Genomic DNA, 22,046 nt, shown 5'->3' on the forward strand with positions numbered 1-22,046 from the left:
GCGGATTCTTTTTGTGAGGTGTTCCGCCCAAGCTTTTCCGAAGATTCGTGAAATCACCCATCGCAGGCGCGCAAACAGCGCCTGCAGGCGACGCGGTGCGTTCGCCCGATAGCAACATCCTAAACCGGAATGATTACCCATGTCTGAATTCGCCAATGAGGCCGGTATCTGGGCCGCCCGCATCACCGGCGCCGTCGCGGGTGCCGGCGTGTCGCTTGTCTATCTGCTGCCGAAAAGCAAACGTGAAGCCGCGAGCCGTTTCATCACCGGGGTGTCCTGCGGCATGATCTTCGGCGGGCCGATCGGCCTGTGGATCGTGCAGCAGCTCGACATTGCCGGCGCGCTTTCCGGCCGGGAAATCATGGTGGCGGGCTCCGCCGCCGCCAGCATGATGGCCTGGTGGGGGCTGGGCGTGATGGTGCGGGTGGCCAGCCGCTACGGCACACGCCCGCGCGCCTGATATTTCTCTTTAAATCGCAGGAGTTACCCATGCACGCCTATCGCGGGCCGCGCCCCGCCACGCGCAAATTCGCCAGTCTGGAACTGCGCGGCATCGCCGGCGACGGCACGTTTTCCGGTTATGCCAGCGTCTTCGGCGAGGTCGATCTCGGCCGCGACGTGATCGAGCGCGGCGCTTTCCGCCGCTCCATCGAGGAACGGGGAGCGGCCGGTATCCGCATGCTCTACCAGCACGATCCGGCCGAGCCGATCGGCGCCTGGCGCACCATCCGCGAGGACGAGCGCGGGCTTTATGTCGAGGGCGTTCTGGCCCCCGGCGTCGCCCGCTCCTGCGAGGTGCATTCGTTGATGAAGACCGGCGCGCTGGACGGGCTGTCGATCGGTTTCCGCACCGTTCGCTCGGGCAAGGCCGAACGCTCCGGTGTGCGACGCATTCTGGAAGCCGATCTCTGGGAAATCTCGGTCGTGACCTTTCCGATGCTGCCTTCGGCGCGGGTGTCCGACGTCAAACATGCCCGCTTCTTCCGTGACCGCGAGACCGAACTGGCGCGCAGCATGCGCCGCGCCGCCCGCTCGCTGTTCGACACCGCCTTCAAACGCTGACTTCCCGACACGTATTTCCGAAACAAGGATGGCGACATGACAGACCAGATGACGAAAGCGGCGACGATGAGCATCGCTCCGCAGGTAAAGGCCGTGCCCGACACGATGACGGCGGCCTTCGACGAGTTCATGGAGGCCTTCGAGGCTTTCCGCGAAACCAACGACCAGCGGCTCAATGACATCGAACGCAAGATGGGTGCGGATATCGTGACCCGCGACAAGCTCGACCGTATCGACAGGGCGCTCGACGATAACAGGAGGGTCATGGACGATCTGGCGCTCAAGAAGGCGCGGCCTGCGCTTGGCCGCAGGGATGCGCCCTCGCATGATGCCGAAGAACATAAGGCTGCCTTCGAGGCCTATATCCGCCGGGGTGAGGAGGGTGCGCTGCGCGATCTGGAGGCCAAGGCCTTTGCGGGATCGAGCGGCACGGATGGCGGCTTTCTCCTGCCGACCGAGACGGATGGTGAGATTGGTCGGCGCATGACGGCGATTTCGCCGATCCGGGCGCTCGCCACCGTGCGGCAGGTGTCCACGGCCGTGCTGAAGAAACCCTTCGCCGCTGGCGGACTGGCCACCGGCTGGGTCTCCGAAACCGCGGCCCGTCCTGAAACGGCGACACCCAAGTTGTCGGAGCTTTCTTTCCCGACCATGGAACTTTATGCCATGCCGGCCGCGACCCAGGGGCTGCTGGATGACGCGGCTGTCGATGTCGAAGCGTGGATCGCCTCGGAGGTGGATATCGCCTTTGCCGAACAGGAGGCGGCCGCTTTCATTGCCGGTGACGGCGTCAACAAACCGAAAGGTTTTCTCTCCTATACATCCGTTGCCAATGACAGCTGGAGTTGGGGCAATATCGGTTATGTCGCAACCGGTGTTTCGGCCGGTTTCGCTTCCGCAGGGCCGATGGATGTGCTGCTCGATGCCATCTATGGCCTGAAGGCGGGCCACCGCCAGAACGGCGCGTTCCTGATGAACCGCAAGACGCAATCGACGCTGCGCCGCTTCAAGGATACGACCGGCGCTTACCTGTGGCACCCGCCCGCCGCCGCCGGCCAGCCCGCATCACTGATGGGCTTTCCGGTGACGGAGGCGGAAGACATGCCGAATGTCGCGGCCAACAGCTTCGCCATCGCCTTTGGCGATTTCCGCTCCGGTTATCTCGTCGTCGATCGTACCGGTGTGCGCATCCTGCGCGATCCCTATTCGGCCAAACCCTATGTGCTGTTCTACACCACCAAGCGCGTGGGCGGCGGCGTACAGAATTTCGAGGCGATCAAGCTGGTGAAATTCGGGGTGAATTGACCCTCGACGGTGCCGCTCGTTTCTTCTCCCCCATAGGGAGAAGAAACTTGTTGCACCCGCTCGCTCATCCAGCCCGCAATTGCGTCATCCCGGAGATCCCATGACCTATGCCCTCATTCATCCGCCGCAGGCGGAGCCGTTGACGCTTGCCGAGGTCAAGGCGCATCTGCGCCTCGATAACGGCGACGAAGATGTGCTTCTTGCCGCGCTCATCCGCACCGCCCGCGAGCATCTGGAGCGGGTGACCGGCCTTTGCCTGCTGCGCCAGACATGGCGGCTTTATCTCGACCGATGGCCGCAGACGGGTGTGATTCTGATTGGCAAGGGACCGGTGCAAACCATCGAAACGATTCTGGTTTTTGGCAGTGACGGGCGCGAGACCAATATCACCGCCGCTGATAAATTGCTGGATGGCGCAGCCCGTCCGGCAAGGCTGTGGCTGCGCGATCCGCCGGCCCCCGGACGGGTGATGAACGGTATCGAGATCGACTTCATCGCCGGCTACGGCGAGGCCGGGACGGATGTGCCGGATACGCTGAAACGCGCAATGCTGATGCATGTGGCCCAGATGTTTGCCTTTCGCGGCGCCGTCGCCCTGGAAAATCAGCCGGCAGCGGTTCCGGCCGGTTACGAGCGGCTGGTTTCGCCCTTCTGCCGCATGGGGCTTTGAGCCATGAACCTCGTTTTTCTCGATCCCGGCAAGCTGACGGCGCGGCTGGAGCTGGAAATGCGGACCGATGCGCCAGACGGGCAGGGCGGTGCGCTGGAAAGCTGGGATGTCCTGCGCTCGCTCTGGGCGGCGATCGAACCGGTTTCGGAGGCGTCCCATGAGCGGGCCTCGGCCGAGGGCGTGACGATCACCCACCGCGTCTGGCTCACCTGGCGCAGCGATATCGCGGCCGGCATGCGCTTTCGCAAGGGCCGGCGCATTTTGGGCATCCGCACGGTGATGGATCCGGACGAGACCCGCCGCTTCATCGTCTGCCGCTGCGAGGAGGAAAGTCCGTGAGCGCTGCAAACGCACTTCTGAAGGCGGTTTTTGCAAGGTTGACGGGCGATGCGGTGCTCATGGCGCTGACATCGGGCGGCATCGTCGACCGGCTTTTGCCGCGCGCGCTTATGCCCTGCATCGTCATCGGCGAACTTGAAAGCCGGGATTATTCCACCGCGACGGAAAAAGCCGAGGAGCATTTCCTGTCGCTGGAAATCTGCAGCGATGCCGCGGGCCGTAAACAGGCGGGCGAAATCGCTGAAAGGGTGAAAACCCTGCTCGATGATGCCGCCCTTCCGCTCGCCAATGTCTCGCTGGTCAACCTGCAACTGCGCTCCTGCCGCTCGCGGCGCGAACCGAAGTCGCGGAATTTCATCGCGGACATGCGTTTCCGCGCGGTAACGGAATAGCGCCGTTTCAGGAAGCCTGCCTGCGCATGGTTTTCCAAAGTACGATCAGCAGCACAAACGAAATGCCGATCAGCACGGAGGCGATGGTCAGCATGGCCGAGACCCCGCCGCGATCCAGCGCCAGCGTGAAGATAACAGGCGCAAAGGCGATGGCAAGGTTTTGCGGCAGGGAGATACGCGCGGCCTGAAGGCCGTACTCTTCCGGCGAGAACACCGCCAGCGGCAACACGGCCCGGCTGACGGTGAGTACGCCTGCGCCAAAACCGAAGAATACGATGAAGCCGATGAAAGCCGGCATGGCCGGCGCAAAGGCCAGCAACAGCATGAGCGACAGGAGCAGCAGACAGAAGCCGATCATGGCGGTGACGAACGGGTTGCCGTGTTTGCCAAGCAGGAAATCCAGTCCGCGCGCGGTGATCGCAAGCACGCTGCGCGCTGATGCCAGCTGCACGGCCAGCGATTGCGTTGCCCCCGCCTGCACCAGCAGCAATGGCAGGAGCGGTGACAGGCCAAAGGTCGTAAACGCGCTGATCGTTGTCATCGCGGCCAGAAGCACGAAGGCGCGGCGTGTATCGACGGGCGGGGGCAAAGCCCCGGCCACCTCCCGCGAACCCGTGGCCTTGCGGGCCGGCCGCCCGGGAAGAACGAAGACATAGAGAGGCAGAAGCACCAGGAGCTGTAGACAGGCATAGGCGACAAGCGTGCCGCGCCAGCCGAGATGCTGGTCGGCAAGCGCGGTGACCGGCAGGAAAACCGCTGCCGAAAGCCCGGTAAACAGCATCAGCAGCGTCAGCAACCGGCCGCTTTCTGCACCGACACGCTCCACCACCGCGGCATGGGCCGCCGTCGTCAAACCACAGGTGGCGGCAAAACCGATCACGGCCCAGCCGAGCAGATAGCTCGCCACACCGCCCGCAAAGGCGAGCACGGCAAAACCGGCGGCAAACAGCAATGAACCCGCCACGAGCACGGGTGCCGCGCCGTGGCGCACCAGCGTTCTTCCCAGAAGCGGGCCGCAGAGCGCGCTGATTGTCATCATCACGGTGAGGCCGGCGAAAACCACCTCGTTGGCGATGGCGAGATCGCGTCCAATCCGTGGGCCGAGCACGGCCAGCATGTCGAACCCGCTGCCCCAGCTGATGATCTGCCCAACCGCAAGCACGCCGATAAGGCGCGCGCGGGACGGGAAGGGGGCGGCTTCGGACATGATGAAAATCGCGGGTGCGAGATGCGGAGGAAATAATTGGTATCAGGCCGATTGCGACCCGGCAACATCAATCCAAACCATAAGGAGAACACCCATGGTGGCGCAGAAGGGCAAGGACCTGCTGCTGAAGATCAACAATGCCGGTTCCTATGTGACCGTGGCAGGACTGAGAACAAAGCGGCTGGCCTTCAACGCGCAGGCCGTGGACATAACCGATGGCGAAAGCGCCGGGCGCTGGCGCGAGCTTCTGGGCGGCGCCGGCGTGCAGCGGGCGTCGCTGACGGCCTCCGGCATCTTCAAGGACGGAGGGAGTGACGCGCTGGTACGCAGTGCGTTTTTCACCGGCGCCATTCCGGGCTGGCAGATCGTCATCCCCGATTTTGGTACCGTAACCGGACCGTTCCAGATCGTCGCGCTTGAATATTCCGGCCGCCATGATGGCGAGGTGCAATTTGAGATCGCGCTGGAATCTGCCGGTTCTCTCACATTCGGAGCGCTGTGATGCCGCAGGGTTTACGTTATGGGCGGGCGAACCGCCATCGCGGCGAGATCGAGGCGCTGATCGACGGCGAAAGGCGCATTCTCTGCCTGACGCTGGGCGCTCTCGCCGAACTGGAAACTGCCTTTCAGGCTGATGATCTGACCGCACTCGCTGAACGCTTCGCGACCGGGCGCATGAAGGCCGCCGACATGATCCGGGTCATCGGTGCGGGGCTGCGTGGCGCCGGCAACACGTTTTCCGATGAGGACGTGGCGATGGCGACCGCCGAGGGTGGCATTGCCGGCCATGCCGCGATGGTCGCCGATCTTCTGACCGCCACCTTCGGCGGCCCGAAAGGAGAAACACAGCCGGACCCTTGAGCGCCGCAGCAGGCGAAGCGAGACCGCGCCCTTTTCCCTGGGAGGCGGTCATTCATGCCGGCTTCTGCCTGCTGCGGCTTTCTTCTGAAACCTTCTGGCGGCTGACACCAAGGGAGTTTTTCGCGATGACGGGTGGCGCACGCGCCATCTCCCGCAGCCCCGATCGTCAGGCGATGGAGGCGATGATGCGGCTGTTTCCGGACGGGTGAGGTGGACTTGTCTCGTTGCGGAAGCGGGGCTTTTTTTTGTGAAAACGGCCAGACAATTCAAAAACCTATCGTTCCGATTTGAATCAGAAAGGCAAGCGCGATGGCAGGCGAAAGATCGATTGCGGAGAACCGCGAGGAGGCTGAGGCGCTTGCTGATGTGATGGGCGATCTAGAAAAGCGCTCCGAGCGGTTCGGGGCGGCTTTGACCAGCGCCCTGCAGGCGGCCACGATGGGTGGCAAGGGGCTGGATGATGTGTTGCGCGGGCTCGGCGAACGCCTGTCCGGCATGGCGCTTTCGGCCGGTTTGAAGCCGCTGGAGAATGTGATCGGCAATGCGGTTGGCGGGCTTTTGAACGGTGGCGGCTCCTTGTTTGCCTTTGCCGATGGCGGGGTGCCGGGGCGCAGCATCACGCCTTTTGCCGATGGCGGCGTGGTGTCCAGCCCTGCCTTTTTTCCGATGGGCGGTGGGCTCGGCCTGATGGGTGAGGCGGGAGCGGAGGCGATCCTGCCGCTGAAGCGTGGTTCGGACGGCGCGCTGGGCGTGGCGGCTCCGGCGGGCGGTGGCGGTGCGCAGATCGTCTTCAACGTGACGGCCACCGATGCGGTGAGTTTTAGAAAAAGCGAAGGCCAGATCGCCGCCATGCTGGCGCGCAGCGTCGGGCGCGGCCAGCGCGGTTTGTGACCATCCACCTTTCAACACAGCAAAAAGATTCGTGGAACAACGACATGGCGGCATTTCATGAAGTGCGGTTTCCGCTGAGGCTGGCGCTCGGTGTGAGCGGTGGGCCGGTGCGGCGGACCGATATCGTCAATCTTTCCAATGGCCGGGAGAGCCGCAACCAGCGCTGGAAGAATGCGCGGCGCGCTTATGACGCCGGGTCCGGCATCCGTTCGGTGGCCGATCTTTACGAGGTGCTCGCCTTTTTTGAGGCGCGGCGCGGTGAGCTTTATGGTTTCCGCTTTCGTGACCCCGTCGATTGCAAATCCTGCCCGCCAGGCGGGACGCCTGCCGCCACAGATCAGAGGATCGGCAGTGGTGACGGCGCGACGGCGCAGTTTCAGCTGGTGAAAACCTATGCCGATGCCGGCGGCGCCTTCATCAGGCGGGTGGAAAAGCCGGTCGAAGGGTCTGTCCTCGTTTCGGTCGAGGGGGTGCGTGTTCCGCCATCGGATGTGTCGGTGGATCATGTAGCTGGCACGGTGACGTTTCGCGCCGGCAAGCTTCCATCTGCCGGTGCGGCGATTCGTGCTGGTTTCGAATTCGACGTCCCGGTGCGCTTTGCGATCGATCGCATCGACGTCAATCTCACCGCCTTCGAGGCGGGCCGCATTCCCTCCATTCCATTGATGGAAATCCTGCCATGAAGACCGTTCCTCCCGCCTTTGCCACGCATCTGCTGGGCGATGCCACCACCACCTGCCATTGCTGGAAGGTGACACTGAAGGATGGCGTCGTGATCGGCTTTACCGACCACGACGAGACGCTCTCCTTTGCCGGAACGGCCTATCTGGCCGCCAGCGGTTTCGGGGCGAGCGACAGCGACAGCGAAACCGGGCTGGGCGCGAGCACCGGCGAGGTGGCCGGCGGTTTTTCCAGCGAGGCGATTTCGGAAGATGATCTCGCCACAGGCCGTTTCGATGGCGCGAGAGTGGAGCTTTTTCTCGTCAACTGGCAGGTGCCGGATGAGCATGTGCTGCTGTCCATCCGCGAAATCGGCGAAGTGATGCGGGCCGGCGGGGCGTTTCGCGCCGAACTGCGCAGCCTTGCCCATCGCCTCGGCCAGCCGCAGGGCCGGGTTTATGGGCGGGGTTGCGATGCCGCACTTGGTGACCGGCGCTGCGGCGTCAATCTTTCGCGGTTTACCGGCAATGGCAGCGTGGCGGCGGTGGATGCGGCGGGCAATCTGCTGGTCTTGGGGCTTGACGCTTTCACTGACGGTTTTTTCAGTCGGGGAAAGTTGCGGTTTCAAAGCGGTACACTCGCCGGCAAAGGTTTTGATCTCGACGTCCACGCGCGGCGCGACGGCGGTACGCTTCTGTCCTTCTGGCTTTCGCCGGAACGGATGCCATTGCCGGGAGACGGCTTTTCCATCACCGCCGGCTGCGACAAGAGTTTCGCCACGTGCAGGGCAAAATTCGCCAATCACCTGAATTTCAGGGGCTTTCCGCACCTGCCGGGGGCGGATTTCGCCTATTCTTACGCGAGCGGCGGCCAGACCCATGATGGAACGGCACTGTTTCCATGAATGACACCGGAGGAAAAGTGCTGGCGGTGGCGCAGGGCTGGATCGGCACGCCCTACCGGCATCAGGCCTCGTTAAAGGATGTCGGCTGCGATTGCCTCGGCCTCGTCCGTGGCATCTGGCGTGAACTTTACGGCGCGGAGCCGGAATTGCTGCCGCCCTATGCGCCTGATTGGGCCGAGCGCGCCGGTGAAGACCGGCTGATGGGCGCGGCAAAGCGCCACTTTGTTCCGCTGCCGGGCATGGAACAGGCGCAGCCGGGCGACCTGCTGCTGTTTCGCTGGCGGGCCGATGCGCCGGCGAAACATCTCGGCATCCTCGCCGGGCCTCAGCATTTCATCCATGCCTATGAACAGGCGGCGGTGGTGTGTTCCGCGCTGGTGCCGGGCTGGAAACGGCGCATCGCCGGCACCTTCCGTTTTCCCGATCTCTGAAACGTCTCGAGGCGACCATGGCGACCATAGTTTTTCAGGCGGCGGGTGCGGCGCTCGGCGGTATTTTCGGCCCCGTGGGCGCCATCATTGGCCAGGCGGCGGGTGCACTGGCGGGCAATGCCGTCGACCGCGCATTGCTGTCCAGCGGGCGTACCGTCTCGGGCGCACGGCTTTCGACGGCGCGTATTCCGGGCGCGGACGAAGGGGCGGCGGTCAACCGGCTTTACGGCACGGCGAGGATCGGCGGCACGCTGATCTGGGCGACGCGGTTTGAAGAAAGCATCGAGGTGGAGCGGCGCGGCGGCAAGGGCAATCGCGGCCCGAAGGTTGAGACCTATCGTTATTTCGCCAATCTCGCCATTGGCCTTTGCGAAGGCGAGGCGGCCATGGTGCGGCGCATCTGGGCCGATGGACGCGAAGTTGATCTCACCGGCATCGAGATGCGCTTTTATCCCGGCAGCGAAACGCAATTGCCTGATCCGCTGATCGAGGCAAAACAGGGGAGCGGCAATGCCCCGGCCTTTCGCGGGCTGGCCTATGTGGTGTTCGAGCGCCTGCCGCTCGACGGCTATGGCAATCGTATTCCGCTGATGCAGTTCGAGGTGGTGCGGCCGGTCGGGCGGCTGGAAAAATCGATCCGCGCCATCACCGTCATTCCTGGGGCAACCGAACATTGTTACGCAACGGTGCCGGTTTCCGAGCGCACCGGCATGGGGCAAAGCCGCATCATGAACCGCAACGGCTTGACCGCAGCCACGGACTGGCAGGCGGCCATCGACGAATTGCAGGCGCTTTGCCCCAATCTGCAAAGCGTGGCGCTGGTGGTGAGCTGGTTCGGCACGGATATGCGGGCGGGCGAATGCCGCATTCTGCCCGGCGTGGAAGTGGCGGCCCGCGATGGCGAAACGGCGCCATGGTCGGTTGGCGGCCTTTCGCGCGGTGAGGCGCATCCGGTCAGCCCTCATGGCGGCGGCCCGGCCTATGGCGGCACGCCTGATGATGAAAGCGTGCTGCAGGCGATAGCCGACCTCAAGTCTCGTGGATTGAAGGTTTGCCTTTATCCCTTCGTGATGATGGATGTGCCCGCCGGCAATGGTCTGCCGGATCCCTATGGCAAGGGCGAACAGGACGCTTATGGCTGGCGCGGGCGCATCACCTGTTTTCCGGCACCCGGCAGGCCCGGCTCTCCCGACCGCAATGCTGCGGCGCGCAGGGAGGTTGAGCGGTTTTGCCACCGCGAAGAGGGTTACCGCCGCATGGTGCTGCATTATGCGGCCCTGACAGCCAAGGCGGGCGGGGTGGATGCTTTCCTGATCGGCTCCGAGCTGCGTGGTCTGACGCGCCTGCGCGATGAGAACGATGCCTTCCCCTTTGTCGAGGAACTGGTGCGGCTGGCGGGCGATGTACGCGCCGTCATGGGACCGGCGGTGAAGCTGACCTATGCGGCGGACTGGAGCGAATATTTCGGCCATCAGCCGGCGGATGGCTCGGGTGATGTGTTTTTCCATCTCGATCCGCTCTGGGCGAGCCATGATATCGACGCCATCGGCATCGACAACTACATGCCGCTCTCCGACTGGCGCGACGAGGACGTCGCAAACGGCAATCCGGATGGCATGGCCGGTGCTGATGATGCCAGCGCCTTCCGCCGCGCCATCACGGCGGGTGAGGGTTTCGACTGGTATTATGCCAGCGATGCCGACCGCGCAGCGCGGCGACGCACGCCCATCACCGACGGGCTGAGCAAAAAGCCATGGGTCTTTCGCTACAAGGACATCGGGAACTGGTGGGAAAACCTCCATTACGACCGGGTGCGGGGTGTGGAGAAATCGACGCCCACCGCATGGGTGCCCGGCTCGAAGCCGATCTGGTTCACCGAACTCGGCTGCCCGGCGGTGGACAAGAGTGCTGCGCGCCCGAATGTCTTTCCCGATCCAAAATCGGTGGAAAACGCCTTTCCCTATTTCTCCCGCCGGAACCGGGCAGACAGCCAGCAGCGGCGGTTTCTGGAAGCGCATCTCGACCATTGGGATCAAGGCGATGCGGCGATGGTGGATAAAAACCGGGTCTATCTCTGGACCTGGGATGCGCGACCCTTTCCCGCCTTTCCGCAGAATGGCGCTGTGTGGAGTGATGGCGGCAACTGGCGCACCGGCCACTGGTTGAATGGCCGGCTGGGAACGGCGACGCTTGCCGATACCATCGCCGCCATCCTCACCGATCACGGCTTTTCCGCTTTCGACGTCTCCGCCGTCAGCGGCGACATGACCGGGTACGTGCAGGGCGACGTGACCTCGGCCCGCAACCTGCTGGAGCCGCTGATGGCGGCGTTTCAGCTGGATGTGGCGGAGGACGGCGGCACCCTGCGCTTCCGTTCACGCAATACGGCAGTTTTGCCCGTCAGAGATATTTCCGTGCTTGCCGATCTCGATGACGAGCCGCTCTGGTCGGAAAATCGCGGTCATGACAGCGATTTCGCCGCTGAAGCCGTGCTGACCTCGTTCAATCCGACGCTGGACTACGAACAGGCGAGCGCGCGGTCCCGCCGCATCGACAATGCCGGCAGCCGGGTGATGCGGCTCGACCTCAACGCCGCCTTGCCGGCGGAAACGGCGCAAGTCGCCGTCGAAGCGGTGCTGCGAGACAACCGTCAGGCGCGGCGCACCGTGCGTTTTGCCTTGCCGCCGGCCGATATAACCCTCGAACCCGGCGATTGCATCCGCCTGCCGGAGAACATCTTTCCGCAGGCTCCGCCAGGCCGGTTTCTGGTCAGCCGCATCGAGGATGGCGCGGTGCGGCAGGTGGAGGCACGCGCCTTTTCCGCAGCTGTTTCGGCTTTTGCCGGCGTGGTGGATGAGCGGCGCGCCGGCAGTGCAAGCGGTGCTGAGGGTTTTGCCCCGGAAGTGCTGTTTCTCGACCTGCCGTACCATGATGGAGTCGCGCCGGAGCGTTCGGCGCGGATCGCAGCCTTCGCAAAGCCATGGCGGCCAATCGTCGTTTCCGCATCCTCGGGCACGGAAGGTTATCGGCAACGCGCCGTGCTCGATCAGCCGGCCATGATCGGGGCACTGGCGATGCCGCTCTTGCCCGGCCCCTCGGGCCGTTTCGACCGGAAGAATACCGTCCTGATCGACCTGCCTTTCGGTGGGCTCGGCTCGGCAAACGAACTGTCGGTGCTGAACGGCGAGAACCGCATCGCAATCAAGGCCGCAAACGGCGTCTGGGAGATCGTCGCTTTCGCAAAGGCCGAAGAAATTGCGCCCAAGCGCTGGCGGCTCTCCGTCCTCCTGCGCGGGCTGGCGGGCACGGAAGATGGGTCGGCTGCCAGCGCGCCCGCAGGCGCACCGGCGGTGATGCTGGACGCGGCGGTACAGCCACTCGGCCTTGCCGCGAGCGAGCGTGGGCGGCGGTTGAACTGGATCGTCGAGGCGGCAGGAAAGGCGGGCGCTTCGGCCGGGCCTTTCGCCTTCGAGGGTGGATTGCGGGCGCAGATGCCGCTTTCCCCTGTGCATCTTTCCGGCGAGCGGAAAAAGGATGGCGTTCTTGTCCAATGGAAACGCCGGGGTCGGATGGAGGCCGATGGCTGGGATGCGAGCGACATCCCGCTGGACGAGCCTTTCGAGCGATATCGTGTCGAGGTGCTGGAAGGCGAGGCCGTCAAACGAGTGGCGGAGGTCTCCGAACCCCTTTGGTTTTACCCTGTCGCGGCCGAACGCACAGATTTCCCGGTCCTGCGGGATCACATTTCCGTGCGTGTCCGCCAGCTCGGCCGCGCGGTGCCTCTGGGAGTGGCGGCGCAAGCCTTTCTCCCGCTCTGACAACTGCCTGAAAAACAACGAAAAGGATGAGAGAATGGACAGCACCAAGGCATGGTATCAATCACGCACGATCTGGGGGGCGCTGATTGCGGTTTTTGCGCCGCTTTTCAGCATTGCCGGCCTCGATCTGCCGGCCGGCCTGCACGGCGAGCTGGCCGAAGGGCTGGTAACGGTTGCGGGCGGAATTGGCGGCCTGATCGCACTTTATGGCCGTCTTTCGGCAACCCGCGCCATCCGCTGACGATAACCGCAGCAGCAGAGCCCCCGCCGCAGCTCCTGGCGGCGGGGGTAGCATTCATTTGCCATTCAGACGCTTTGCGCTACATATTCGGTCACAATAAGGTTCGAGACGCACCCGGTTTTTGGAAGTTTGTAGAATGGCATCACCTCTCATCATCGCGACGCTTGCAGCCGGGCTTTCCGGTTTCACGGCGCCCGAGGCTGATCTGCAGGGCCACTACATTCTGGCCGCCAGCGATTGCGGCGCAGCCGTCGCCCGCGTTGTGCGCGAAACCGGTGGCCAGCTTCTTTCGGTCTATCCTTCCGGTGACGGTCAGTCCTGTGTCGTCACCGTTCTCGTCCAGGGCAATGGTGAGCGACCGCGCAAGGTAACGATGCGCGTGCCGATGTAGCTTGCCCGCATCGCCGAAATATCGGAAAACAAACCGAGACACTTAGCATGACCGGAACGCAGGCGGGCCGGGACACAGGAAAGGGCGGACAATGCGTATTCTCGTGGTTGAGGATGATGCCAATCTCAATCGTCAGCTGACCGATGCGCTGAAAGAGGCCGGTTATGTTGTCGATCAGGCATTTGACGGCGAGGAAGGGCATTATCTCGGCGATACCGAACCCTATGACGCCATCGTCCTCGATATCGGCCTGCCGCAGCTGGATGGTATCACTGTCGTTGAAAAATGGCGTGCGGCCGGCAAGGCCATGCCTGTGCTCATCCTCACCGCCCGCGATCGCTGGAGCGACAAGGTAGCAGGCATCGATGCCGGCGCCGACGATTACGTCACGAAGCCTTTCCATGTGGAAGAAGTGCTTGCCCGCGTGCGCGCGCTCATCCGCCGCGCCGCCGGCCACGCTTCCTCCGAACTGGTCTGCGGTCCGGTCAGGCTCGACACCAAATCCTCCAAGGCGACTGTCAACGGCACGACGCTGAAGCTCACCTCGCACGAGTTCCGCCTGCTGTCCTATCTCATGCATCACATGGGCGAGGTCGTCTCGCGCACGGAACTGGTCGAACATATGTACGATCAGGATTTCGACCGCGATTCCAACACGATCGAGGTGTTTGTCGGACGTTTGCGCAAGAAGCTCGGGGTTGATCTGATCGAGACGATCCGTGGTCTCGGTTACCGGATGCAAGCGCCGGCAGATGCGAAGTAATTCTCTCACCGCCCGCGTTCTTTTGCTCGCGTCTGCCTGGTCGGCTCTGGCGCTGGTGGTGATCGCCGTCGTGATTTCGACGCTTTACCGGCAGGGGGTGGAGCGCAGCTTCACCGACCTTCTGCGGGCCCAGCTTTATAACGTCATCAACTCCGTGACGATTTCCAACGAGAATACGCTGGCCGGCAGCCCGCAGCTCGGCGATCTCCGGTTTTCGCAGCCCGATACCGGCTGGTACTGGGTTGTCGAGCCACTCGGCAATTTCCAGACCGCGCCGCTGGTTTCTTCCTCGCTCGGCGTGTCGACGCTGCCGGTGCCGAGCATTCTCGACGCACCCTTCGACAACAGATACGAGCGCTTTTATGCCGTCACGGACGAGGCCGGCAACAAGGTGCGCGTGGCGGAAACGGAAGTGGTGCTTGACGGTGAGGGGCGGGCGGCGCGTTTCCGCGTTTCCGGCAATCTGAACGTCGTGGAAGACGATGTGCGCGATTTCTCCAACAGCCTCTATCTGGCGCTGGCCGTCTTTGGTGTCGGCAGTCTCGTCGTCAACGGCCTTGCCATTCTCTACAGTCTGCGGCCGCTCGATCAGGCCCGCGTCGCGCTCGGCAAGATAAGAGGCGGGGAGGCAGAGAGCCTCGAAGGTGAATTCCCGCGTGAAATCCAGCCGCTGGCCAATGAAGTCAATGCGCTGATCGACAGCAACCGCCGGCTTGTGGAGCGTGCCCGCATGCAGGTCGGCAATCTCGCGCATTCGCTGAAAACACCGATTGCCGTTCTTTTGAACGAGGCCCGCACGTTGGAGCCGCAGCATGGCGATCTGGTGCGTGCGCAGGCCGACGCCATGCAGGCGCAGGTGCAATCCTACCTTTCCCGCGCCCGCATCGCCGCCCAGCGCGGCTCGATCCTTGCTCGCGTGGAAGCCGAACCGGCGCTGGAACGGCTGGTGCGTGTGATGCGCCGCCTGAACCCCGAAAAACAGTTCGTGCTGAATTTCGAGCAACCGGGCGCGGTACTCGGCATGGAGCAGCAGGATCTGGAAGAGGTCGTCGGCAACCTTCTGGAAAATGCCGCACGTTTTGCGCAGACCAGAGTGGTCGTCACGCTTGCCACCGGCACGCACCCTTCCTCCGATGCCGAAATCGGCCGCCGTTCATGGGTGGAGCTGACGGTTGAGGATGACGGGCCGGGGCTGGAGCCGGAACAGATCAGCGAGGCGATGAAGCGTGGCCGCAGGCTTGATGAGAGCCGTCCGGGCACCGGGCTCGGCTTGTCGATCGTTTCCGAGGTGGTGTCAGAGTACCATGGCCGCTTTTCGCTGTCGCGCAGCGCCATCGGCGGGCTGAAAGCCGATCTGATTTTGCCGGGCCTTTCGAAAGAGCTTGCGTGAGGCAAGAAAAAAGGCAAGAAATTCAATGGTGCCATATTAGAGCATTTCCAGGAAAAGTGGATCCCGGTTTTCCGTCCGGAAATGCGAAAACGCTCTAGGTGCAATGCGGTAGGAAAGAGGACAGGGTTTGGTTGACGTGTATGATGGCTGTCGCTCCGTGACGATGCGTTCGCTGGTGTCACGCCCGGCACTTCTCTCGATCCTGTGCGTTTCGATGCTGAGCGCCTGCACCACCACGGGCACCCGCCCGGCGGGCGGCGGCCTGTTCGGTCGCTCGGCGCAGCCTTCGACGCCTTTCCTTGCCAATCTTGAGGGCGGCATCGTCGGGCGAAGCGGCGTGCAGCTCGACAGGGGCGATCAGACCAAGGCGCTGGAGGCGGAATACAAGGCGCTGGAAACGGCGCCTGTCGGCACGCCCGTTGCCTGGAACGGCGATGATGCCAAGGGCCAGGTGGTTGCCAATGCGCCCTATCAGGTGGGCAATCAGAACTGCCGGCAATATTCGCACACTCTCACCATGGATGGACGCGAAACCAAGGTGCGCGGCGCGGCCTGCCGCAATGCCGATGGCAGCTGGTCGCCTTTGACCTGACGAGTTTGACGTAAATCAAGGTCACCGACCTCTGCCGATGACAAGAAAAGGCACGGCGGAACAGCCGAAACAGGGCTTGCGGTGCGGCGTGATGTCTCAAATTCACGTCATCCCCGCGCTTCATGTTTCCATGTGCCGCGCATTCGAGTAATTGAGCCTTATGTTCTGGATTGTCGTTGCGATATTGACGGCGGCTGTCGCCGTCGTCCTGATGTACCCGCTGATGCGGAAGACCGAGGCGCCTGAGACGCGCCGCGACGGTGAGGTTGCCGTTTACCGCGACCAGCTGGCCGAACTGGACCGCGAGCGTGCGGCTGGTCTGATCGGCGAAACCGAGGCGGACTATGCCCGCGCCGAAATCGGTCGCCGCCTGCTTGCCGCCGCCGAGACGGAGGAGCAGCAGGGCAAGCAGGACCGGCCGCGCCGGCACAATCTCGCGGCAAGCCTCATCACCGTTCTTTTGCCTGCACTCGGGCTCTGTCTTTACGTCTGGAACGGCAGTCCGGAAGTGCCGGACATGCCGCTCGAGGCACGTCTTGAAAAGCCCGGCAATGACATGAACCTGCTGGTCGCCCGCGCCGAGAGGCATCTGGCGCAGAACCCGGATGACGGCGCCGGCTGGGATATTCTGGCCCCGATCTATTTCAAGACGCTGCGGCTTGGCGATGCCGAGCTTGCCTATCGAAATGCGCTTCGTATTCTGGGACCCAGCGCCGAACGGCTGACGGGCCTTGGCGAAACGCTGGTGGCCGGCAATGACGGCATCGTCATCGAGGCAGCACGTGACGCCTTTGCTGAGGCCGAGAAGCTGAAGTCAGGCAATCCGCGTGCCCGCTTCTATCTGGCGCTGTCGCTGGAACAGGCGGGCAAGGCGGACGAGGCACGTGCGGCCTTTGCGGCGCTGGAGGCCGATGCGCCGGCTGGCGCACCCTGGCTGCCGCTGGTTCGCGAACATATCGCCCGCACCGGCGGCGAGACGGCCCCAGCCACGCCCGGTCCGACCGCGCAGGATATGGCGGCTGCGAATGACATGACGGCCACCGACAGGCAGGCGATGATCGAGGGCATGGTGGCAAGCCTCGACGCCAAGCTGAAGGAAAACCCGGCCGATTTTGAAGGATGGGTGCGGCTTGTGCGCGCCTATTCGGTGCTGAAGAATGAAGCCAAGGCCGGAGAGGCTCTGCGGGCGGGGCTGAAGGCTTTCCCGCCGGAGGGTGAGCAGGGCAGGCAGCTGCTGGCGCTGGCGAAGGAACTGGGCGTTTCCGCCGGACCGATCCGCACGAACGGGCAACAGGATGCCGCGCCGCAGGGAGTGACGCAATGACCCGCAAACAGAAACGTCTGGCAATCATCGGCGGCGGCATGAGCTTCATCGTTGCTGCCGTGTTGCTCGTCATGTTCGCCTTCGGCCAGTCCATCGCCTATTTCTACATGCCTGCCGATCTGGAAAAGACACCCGTTAATCCCGGCACCCGCATCCGTCTCGGTGGTCTGGTGGCGGAAGGTTCGATCAAGCGCGGCGAGGGCCGCACGGTGAGCTTCACCGTGACGGATGGCGAGGCCAATGTGCCCGTCAGCTACACCGGCATCCTTCCCGATCTTTTCCGCGAAGGGCAGGGCGTCGTGACCGAGGGCGTGTTCGATGTCGCGACGCGTGGCTTCGTGGCCGACAGCGTGCTGGCCAAGCACGACGAGAATTACATGCCGAAGGAAGTGGCCGACCGGCTGAAGGACAAGGGCCTGTGGCAGCATGGCGGTGACGGCGAGGAGCCCGCCGCTGCAACGCCATCAGCCGCTGCCGTCTCCACTGACAAGACCGGAGCGACAAAATGATCAACGAGATCGGCCACTATGTTCTGGTTCTGGCGCTCGGTGTGGGGCTGATTGTCTCGACGCTGCCTGTCATCGGTGCGCGCCGCAACGATCGGGCGCTGATGGATGTCGCCTCGCTCGGCTCCGTCATGATGTTCCTGCTGGTGGGCTTTTCCTTCGCGGCGCTGACGCGGGCCTACGCGGTCTCGGATTTTTCCGTGCGCAACGTCTGGGAAAACTCCCATTCGCTGATGCCGATGCTTTACAAGCTGACCGGCGTGTGGGGCAACCATGAAGGCTCCATGCTGCTGTGGCTGCTCATTCTGGTGTTCTTCAGCGCGCTGGTCGCCGCCTTCGGCCGCAACCTGCCGGAAACGCTCAAAGCGAATGTGCTGGCCGTACAGGCCTGGATTTCCGTCGCCTTCCTGCTGTTCATCCTGCTCACCTCCAATCCGTTTCTGAGACTGTCACCGGTGCCGGCCGAGGGGCAGGACCTGAACCCCATCCTTCAGGATTTCGGTCTCGCCATCCATCCGCCGCTGCTTTACCTCGGTTATGTCGGCTTTTCCGTCTGTTTTTCCTTCGCCGTTGCGGCGCTTTTGGAAGGCCGGATCGACGCCGCCTGGGCGCGCTGGGTAAGGCCGTGGACGCTTGCCGCCTGGACCTTCCTGACCGCCGGCATCTCCATGGGTTCCTACTGGGCCTATTATGAACTCGGCTGGGGCGGCTGGTGGTTCTGGGATCCGGTGGAAAACGCTTCCTTCATGCCCTGGCTTGCCGGAACGGCGCTTTTGCATTCGGCGCTCGTCATGGAAAAGCGCGAGGCGCTGAAAATCTGGACCGTGCTTCTGGCGATCATGACCTTTTCGCTGTCGCTGCTCGGCACCTTCCTCGTCCGCTCCGGCGTCTTGACCTCGGTGCATGCCTTCGCCACCGATCCGAGCCGCGGCATATTCATCCTCGGCATTTTGACAATCTTCATCGGTGGAGCTTTCGCGCTCTTTGCATGGCGCGCGCCGTCGCTGAAGGTCGGCGGACTGTTTGCGCCGATCTCGCGCGAAGGGGCACTCGTCCTCAACAATCTCATTCTCACGGTCTCGACCGCCACGGTGCTGATCGGCACGCTCTATCCGCTCATTCTGGAAACCCTGACGGGTGAAAAAATCTCGGTCGGCGCGCCGTTCTTCAACCTCACCTTCGGCCTGCTGATGATCCCGATCCTGATCGTCACGCCGTTCGGGCCGATGCTGGCGTGGAAGCGCGGCGATCTTCTCGGTGCATTCCAGCGGCTTTATGTGGCCGCCGCCATTGCAGCCCTTGCCGGGCTGGCGCTCTGGTACGTGGAAAATGGCGGCCCGGTGCTGGCGGCACTCGGCATCGCCGCCGGTTTCTGGCTGATTTTCGGTGCGTTTGCCGATCTCTGGTATCGCGCCAATTTCGGCAAACTGGCCTTCGGCATTGCATTCCGCCGTTTAAAGGGCCTGCCGCGCTCTGCCTTCGGCACCGCGCTCGCGCATATGGGCGTCGGCATTACCGTGCTTGGCATCGTCATCGTCACCACCTACGAGACCGAAACCGTTCTGGAAATGAAACAGGGCATGGTGGCGGAAGCGGGCGGTTACAGCCTCACCTTTGATGGTATCCGCCACGCCGTCGGCCCCAACTTCACCGAGGATCGCGGCCATTTCACCGTGCGCAAGGCGGGGGTCGAGGTGGGTGACGTCTGGTCGTCCAAGCGGCTCTATACCGCGCGGCGCATGCCGACGACGGAAGCCGGCATCCTGACCTTCGGCCTCAGCCAGCTTTATGTCTCGCTGGGCGACCCCATGGCCGATGGCGGCATGGTGGTGCGCATCTGGTGGAAACCCTTCATCCTGTGCATCTGGGGCGGCACGCTGTTCATGATGGTGGGCGGCTTCATCTCGCTCTCCGACCGGCGTTTGAGGGTGGGGGCACCCAATCGCAAGGCGAAGCCTGTACGGGCTGCGATGCCGGAGGCGGCGGAATGAGTGTGGCCTTGCTACCCTCATTCCTGTGCTTGTCACAGGAATCCAGCCGACGCGCGTCTGCGCGGCGAGAGAGACCTTCCAGCCCAAGGACTTGGGCTCGCTGGATTCCTGTGACGGGCACAGGAATGAGGGAGTGTGTGGTGGCGCTCGGGCTTCTTTTCACCCTCATCTTCGCTGCAGCCTCACCGGCCTTCGCCTTCAACCCCGACGAGGTACTGAAAGACCCCGTGCTGGAACAGCGCGCCCGCAACCTGACGTCTCAGCTGCGCTGCATGGTCTGCCAGAACCAGTCTATCGATGACAGCAACGCCGAGCTTGCGCGTGACCTGCGCGTCCTGGTGCGTGAGAGGCTGGTTCAGGGCGATAGCGACAAGGCCGTCATCGATTATGTCGTGTCGCGTTATGGCGAGTTCGTGCTCTTGAAACCGCGCCTCAGCCTTCGCACCGTGCTTTTGTGGGGCGCGCCCGTCGGTCTTACACTTGTGGGCATTTTCGCTGTTTTCGTCTTTTCGCGCCGCCGGGCAACGCAGGAGAGGCCGCAAAAACTGAGCGCGGACGAAGAAGAGAGAATTCGTAATCTCATTGAAAAATAACCGGTTTCCATGTCGGCCCTCGGTTCTTTTTCAACATTACGGATTTTTCATTCGTCAGACACTTCGCCGTAAGGTGTTGCCTCCTATATCTTCATCATCCACCGCTTCTCCCCCGGTCAAACGGGCTCCAGTCTGAATGAAGAAAGAAGGTACCAATGTCTCACTCTCAAAACGGACGCTCCTCGCTGAAAACGGCTCTGAAGGCCACGACCGTCGGCGGCCTTGCCGCGCTGATGCTTTCGACCGGCATCGCCGCACCGATCGCTCATTCGCTTGCAGCACCCGTCGAAGTGACTGCGCCGCAGGTTCCGAGCTTTGCCAATGTGGTTGATGCGGTTTCGCCCGCCGTCGTCTCCGTTCGCGTCCAGTCGAATGTGCAGCCCGCTTCCGATGATTCCAGCAACTTCTCCTTCAATTTCGGCGGCCGTGGTCTCGACCAGCTGCCGGACGATCATCCGCTGAAGCGCTTCTTCAAGGAATTTGGCGGCCCCAATCAGGACCGTTCAGAGCGTGGCCCGAACCGCCACCGTGACGGCAAAGGCCCGCTGCGCCCGGTCGCTCAGGGGTCGGGCTTCTTCATCTCCGAAGACGGTTACGTCGTCACCAACAATCACGTTGTCGATGACGGTTCCGCCTATACGGTCGTGATGAATGACGGCACCGAACTCGATGCCAAGCTCGTTGGCCGTGATCCGCGCACCGATCTGGCGCTGCTGAAGGTCGATGTGAACCGCAAGTTCACCTATGTGAAGTTCGCAGATGACAGCAAGATCCGCGTCGGTGACTGGGTCGTCGCCGTCGGCAACCCCTTCGGTCTCGGCGGCACGGTGACATCGGGCATCATCTCCGCCCGCGGCCGCGATATCGGCTCCGGCCCCTATGACGACTACCTGCAGATCGACGCTGCCGTGAACCGTGGTAACTCGGGTGGCCCCGCCTTCAACCTCAACGGTGAAGTCGTCGGCATCAACACCGCGATCTTCTCGCCCTCCGGCGGCAATGTCGGCATCGCCTTCGCCATCCCCGCATCGGTGGCCAAGGACGTGATTGCCGACCTGCAGAAGGACGGCAAGGTCGAACGCGGCTGGCTCGGTGTGCAGATCCAGCCCGTCAGCAAGGATATCGCCGAATCTCTCGGTCTTTCCGAAGCAAGCGGTGCGCTCGTTGTCTCGCCGCAGTCCGGTTCGCCGGGCGACAAGGCCGGCATCAAGCAGGGTGATATCATCACCGCCGTCAATGGCGAGCCGGTCAAGGATGCCCGCGACCTGTCGCGCCGCATCGGTGGCATGGCCCCCAATGCCAAGGTTGAAATCTCGCTCTGGCGCGGTGGTAAATCGCAGTCGGTAACCGTGACGCTTGGCGATCTGGCAAGCGACGACGCCTCCAAGGCAACGCCTGCCCAGAACGACGACAAGGGCAGCCAGTCTTCCAGCGAGAAGGTGCTGTCCAGCCTCGGCCTGACGGTTTCGCCCGCCGATGACGGCAACGGCCTTGCCATCACCGATGTCGATCCGGACAGCGACGCCGCCGCCCGTGGCCTGAAGACGGGTGAGAAGATCACCTCCGTCAACAACCAGCAGGTCGCTTCCGCCGCCGATATCGAGAAGATCCTCGAACAGGCCAAGAAGGACGGACGCTCCAAGGCGCTGTTCCAGATCCAGACGGACGATGGCAGCCGCTTCATCGCTCTGGATATCGACCAGGGCTGATGATTT

25 protein-coding genes are annotated in these 22,046 nt (G+C 63.2%); 24 read left to right on the top strand and 1 reads right to left on the bottom strand.

Annotated features, from left to right (window positions below; genetic code table 11):
• Positions 1-139 precede the first annotated feature (139 nt).
• The 6 genes from AKG12_RS03015 (at position 140) to AKG12_RS03040 (ending at position 3,768) form a co-directional block, all read left to right on the top strand.
• Positions 140-460, top strand: coding sequence for a DUF6107 family protein (locus AKG12_RS03015; RefSeq protein WP_052817607.1), 321 nt, complete (start codon positions 140-142; stop codon positions 458-460).
• Positions 461-489: 29 nt separating this feature from the next.
• Complete coding sequence (locus tag AKG12_RS03020; RefSeq protein WP_052817609.1) at positions 490-1,062, top strand: HK97 family phage prohead protease; 573 nt, start codon at positions 490-492, stop codon at positions 1,060-1,062.
• A 36-nt stretch (positions 1,063-1,098) separates the two neighbouring features.
• A complete protein-coding gene (locus AKG12_RS03025; RefSeq protein WP_052817610.1) occupies positions 1,099-2,367 on the top strand; it encodes a phage major capsid protein in 1,269 nt (422 codons plus the stop codon).
• A gap of 100 nt (positions 2,368-2,467) precedes the next feature.
• Positions 2,468-3,037, top strand: a complete 570-nt coding sequence (locus AKG12_RS03030; RefSeq protein WP_052817612.1) for a head-tail connector protein — start codon at positions 2,468-2,470, stop codon at positions 3,035-3,037.
• A 3-nt stretch (positions 3,038-3,040) separates the two neighbouring features.
• Positions 3,041-3,376, top strand: a complete 336-nt coding sequence (locus AKG12_RS03035; RefSeq protein WP_052817614.1) for a phage head closure protein — start codon at positions 3,041-3,043, stop codon at positions 3,374-3,376.
• Positions 3,373-3,768 (top strand): DUF3168 domain-containing protein, encoded by a 396-nt coding sequence (locus AKG12_RS03040; protein ID WP_052817615.1) that lies wholly within the window; start codon positions 3,373-3,375, stop codon positions 3,766-3,768. Before AKG12_RS03035 ends, AKG12_RS03040 begins: the two co-directional genes overlap by 4 nt.
• Before the next feature lie 7 nt (positions 3,769-3,775).
• Here AKG12_RS03040 and AKG12_RS03045 read toward each other — a convergent pair whose 3' ends face one another.
• Complete coding sequence (locus AKG12_RS03045; RefSeq protein ID WP_052817617.1) at positions 3,776-4,975, bottom strand: MFS transporter; 1,200 nt, start codon at positions 4,973-4,975, stop codon at positions 3,776-3,778.
• A gap of 94 nt (positions 4,976-5,069) precedes the next feature.
• On the opposite strand from AKG12_RS03045, the gene AKG12_RS03050 reads away from it, so the two are divergent.
• The 18 genes from AKG12_RS03050 (at position 5,070) to AKG12_RS03135 (ending at position 22,040) form a co-directional block, all read left to right on the top strand.
• Positions 5,070-5,477 carry a phage major tail protein, TP901-1 family gene (locus AKG12_RS03050; RefSeq protein WP_052817619.1) on the top strand — a complete coding sequence of 136 codons (408 nt, stop codon included), beginning with the start codon at positions 5,070-5,072 and terminating at the stop codon, positions 5,475-5,477.
• The gene (locus AKG12_RS03055) at positions 5,477-5,836 is read left to right on the top strand and encodes a gene transfer agent family protein (protein WP_052817621.1); all 360 of its coding nucleotides are present in this window, start codon (positions 5,477-5,479) and stop codon (positions 5,834-5,836) included. Before AKG12_RS03050 ends, AKG12_RS03055 begins: the two co-directional genes overlap by 1 nt.
• A complete protein-coding gene (locus tag AKG12_RS03060) occupies positions 5,833-6,045 on the top strand; it encodes a rcc01693 family protein (protein ID WP_046798666.1) in 213 nt (70 codons plus the stop codon). The genes AKG12_RS03055 and AKG12_RS03060 overlap by 4 nt, the downstream gene beginning before the upstream one ends.
• Before the next feature lie 100 nt (positions 6,046-6,145).
• Positions 6,146-6,727 (top strand): phage tail tape measure protein, encoded by a 582-nt coding sequence (locus tag AKG12_RS03065; RefSeq protein WP_052817623.1) that lies wholly within the window; start codon positions 6,146-6,148, stop codon positions 6,725-6,727.
• A gap of 44 nt (positions 6,728-6,771) precedes the next feature.
• Positions 6,772-7,410 carry a TIGR02217 family protein gene (locus AKG12_RS03070; RefSeq protein ID WP_052817625.1) on the top strand — a complete coding sequence of 213 codons (639 nt, stop codon included), beginning with the start codon at positions 6,772-6,774 and terminating at the stop codon, positions 7,408-7,410.
• Positions 7,407-8,291 (top strand): phage/gene transfer agent baseplate hub protein, encoded by an 885-nt coding sequence (locus tag AKG12_RS03075; protein WP_052817627.1) that lies wholly within the window; start codon positions 7,407-7,409, stop codon positions 8,289-8,291. Before AKG12_RS03070 ends, AKG12_RS03075 begins: the two co-directional genes overlap by 4 nt.
• Positions 8,288-8,722 carry a C40 family peptidase gene (locus AKG12_RS03080; RefSeq protein ID WP_052817629.1) on the top strand — a complete coding sequence of 145 codons (435 nt, stop codon included), beginning with the start codon at positions 8,288-8,290 and terminating at the stop codon, positions 8,720-8,722. Before AKG12_RS03075 ends, AKG12_RS03080 begins: the two co-directional genes overlap by 4 nt.
• Before the next feature lie 17 nt (positions 8,723-8,739).
• On the top strand, positions 8,740-12,540 hold the full coding sequence (locus AKG12_RS03085; protein WP_052817630.1) for a baseplate multidomain protein megatron: 3,801 nt from the start codon (positions 8,740-8,742) through the stop codon (positions 12,538-12,540).
• Between the two features lie 34 nt (positions 12,541-12,574).
• Positions 12,575-12,781 carry a hypothetical protein gene (locus AKG12_RS03090; RefSeq protein ID WP_046798673.1) on the top strand — a complete coding sequence of 69 codons (207 nt, stop codon included), beginning with the start codon at positions 12,575-12,577 and terminating at the stop codon, positions 12,779-12,781.
• 136 nt (positions 12,782-12,917) lie between these two features.
• Positions 12,918-13,172: a hypothetical protein gene (locus AKG12_RS03095; protein WP_003497070.1), complete on the top strand. Its 255-nt coding sequence runs from the start codon at positions 12,918-12,920 to the stop codon at positions 13,170-13,172.
• Positions 13,173-13,263: 91 nt separating this feature from the next.
• Positions 13,264-13,935 carry a response regulator transcription factor gene (locus AKG12_RS03100; RefSeq protein WP_003509815.1) on the top strand — a complete coding sequence of 224 codons (672 nt, stop codon included), beginning with the start codon at positions 13,264-13,266 and terminating at the stop codon, positions 13,933-13,935.
• Positions 13,925-15,325 carry an ATP-binding protein gene (locus AKG12_RS03105; protein WP_046798674.1) on the top strand — a complete coding sequence of 467 codons (1,401 nt, stop codon included), beginning with the start codon at positions 13,925-13,927 and terminating at the stop codon, positions 15,323-15,325. Before AKG12_RS03100 ends, AKG12_RS03105 begins: the two co-directional genes overlap by 11 nt.
• A 163-nt stretch (positions 15,326-15,488) precedes the next feature.
• The gene (locus AKG12_RS03110; protein ID WP_046798949.1) at positions 15,489-15,917 is read left to right on the top strand and encodes an RT0821/Lpp0805 family surface protein; all 429 of its coding nucleotides are present in this window, start codon (positions 15,489-15,491) and stop codon (positions 15,915-15,917) included.
• A gap of 160 nt (positions 15,918-16,077) precedes the next feature.
• Positions 16,078-17,241 carry a c-type cytochrome biogenesis protein CcmI gene (gene ccmI / locus AKG12_RS03115; RefSeq protein ID WP_052817632.1) on the top strand — a complete coding sequence of 388 codons (1,164 nt, stop codon included), beginning with the start codon at positions 16,078-16,080 and terminating at the stop codon, positions 17,239-17,241.
• A complete protein-coding gene (gene ccmE, locus AKG12_RS03120) occupies positions 17,238-17,750 on the top strand; it encodes a cytochrome c maturation protein CcmE (RefSeq protein ID WP_052817634.1) in 513 nt (170 codons plus the stop codon). The genes ccmI and ccmE overlap by 4 nt, the downstream gene beginning before the upstream one ends.
• Entirely contained in the window at positions 17,747-19,738 is a 1,992-nt protein-coding gene (locus AKG12_RS03125; protein ID WP_052817636.1) for a heme lyase CcmF/NrfE family subunit, read from the top strand. The genes ccmE and AKG12_RS03125 overlap by 4 nt, the downstream gene beginning before the upstream one ends.
• Before the next feature lie 125 nt (positions 19,739-19,863).
• A complete protein-coding gene (locus AKG12_RS03130) occupies positions 19,864-20,331 on the top strand; it encodes a cytochrome c-type biogenesis protein (protein WP_046798678.1) in 468 nt (155 codons plus the stop codon).
• 155 nt (positions 20,332-20,486) lie between these two features.
• On the top strand, positions 20,487-22,040 hold the full coding sequence (locus AKG12_RS03135; protein ID WP_046798679.1) for a Do family serine endopeptidase: 1,554 nt from the start codon (positions 20,487-20,489) through the stop codon (positions 22,038-22,040).
• Positions 22,041-22,046 lie beyond the last annotated feature (6 nt).

It is taken from the genome of Agrobacterium sp. SUL3, assembly GCF_001263295.1.
Lineage (GTDB): Bacteria > Pseudomonadota > Alphaproteobacteria > Rhizobiales > Rhizobiaceae > Agrobacterium > Agrobacterium tomkonis.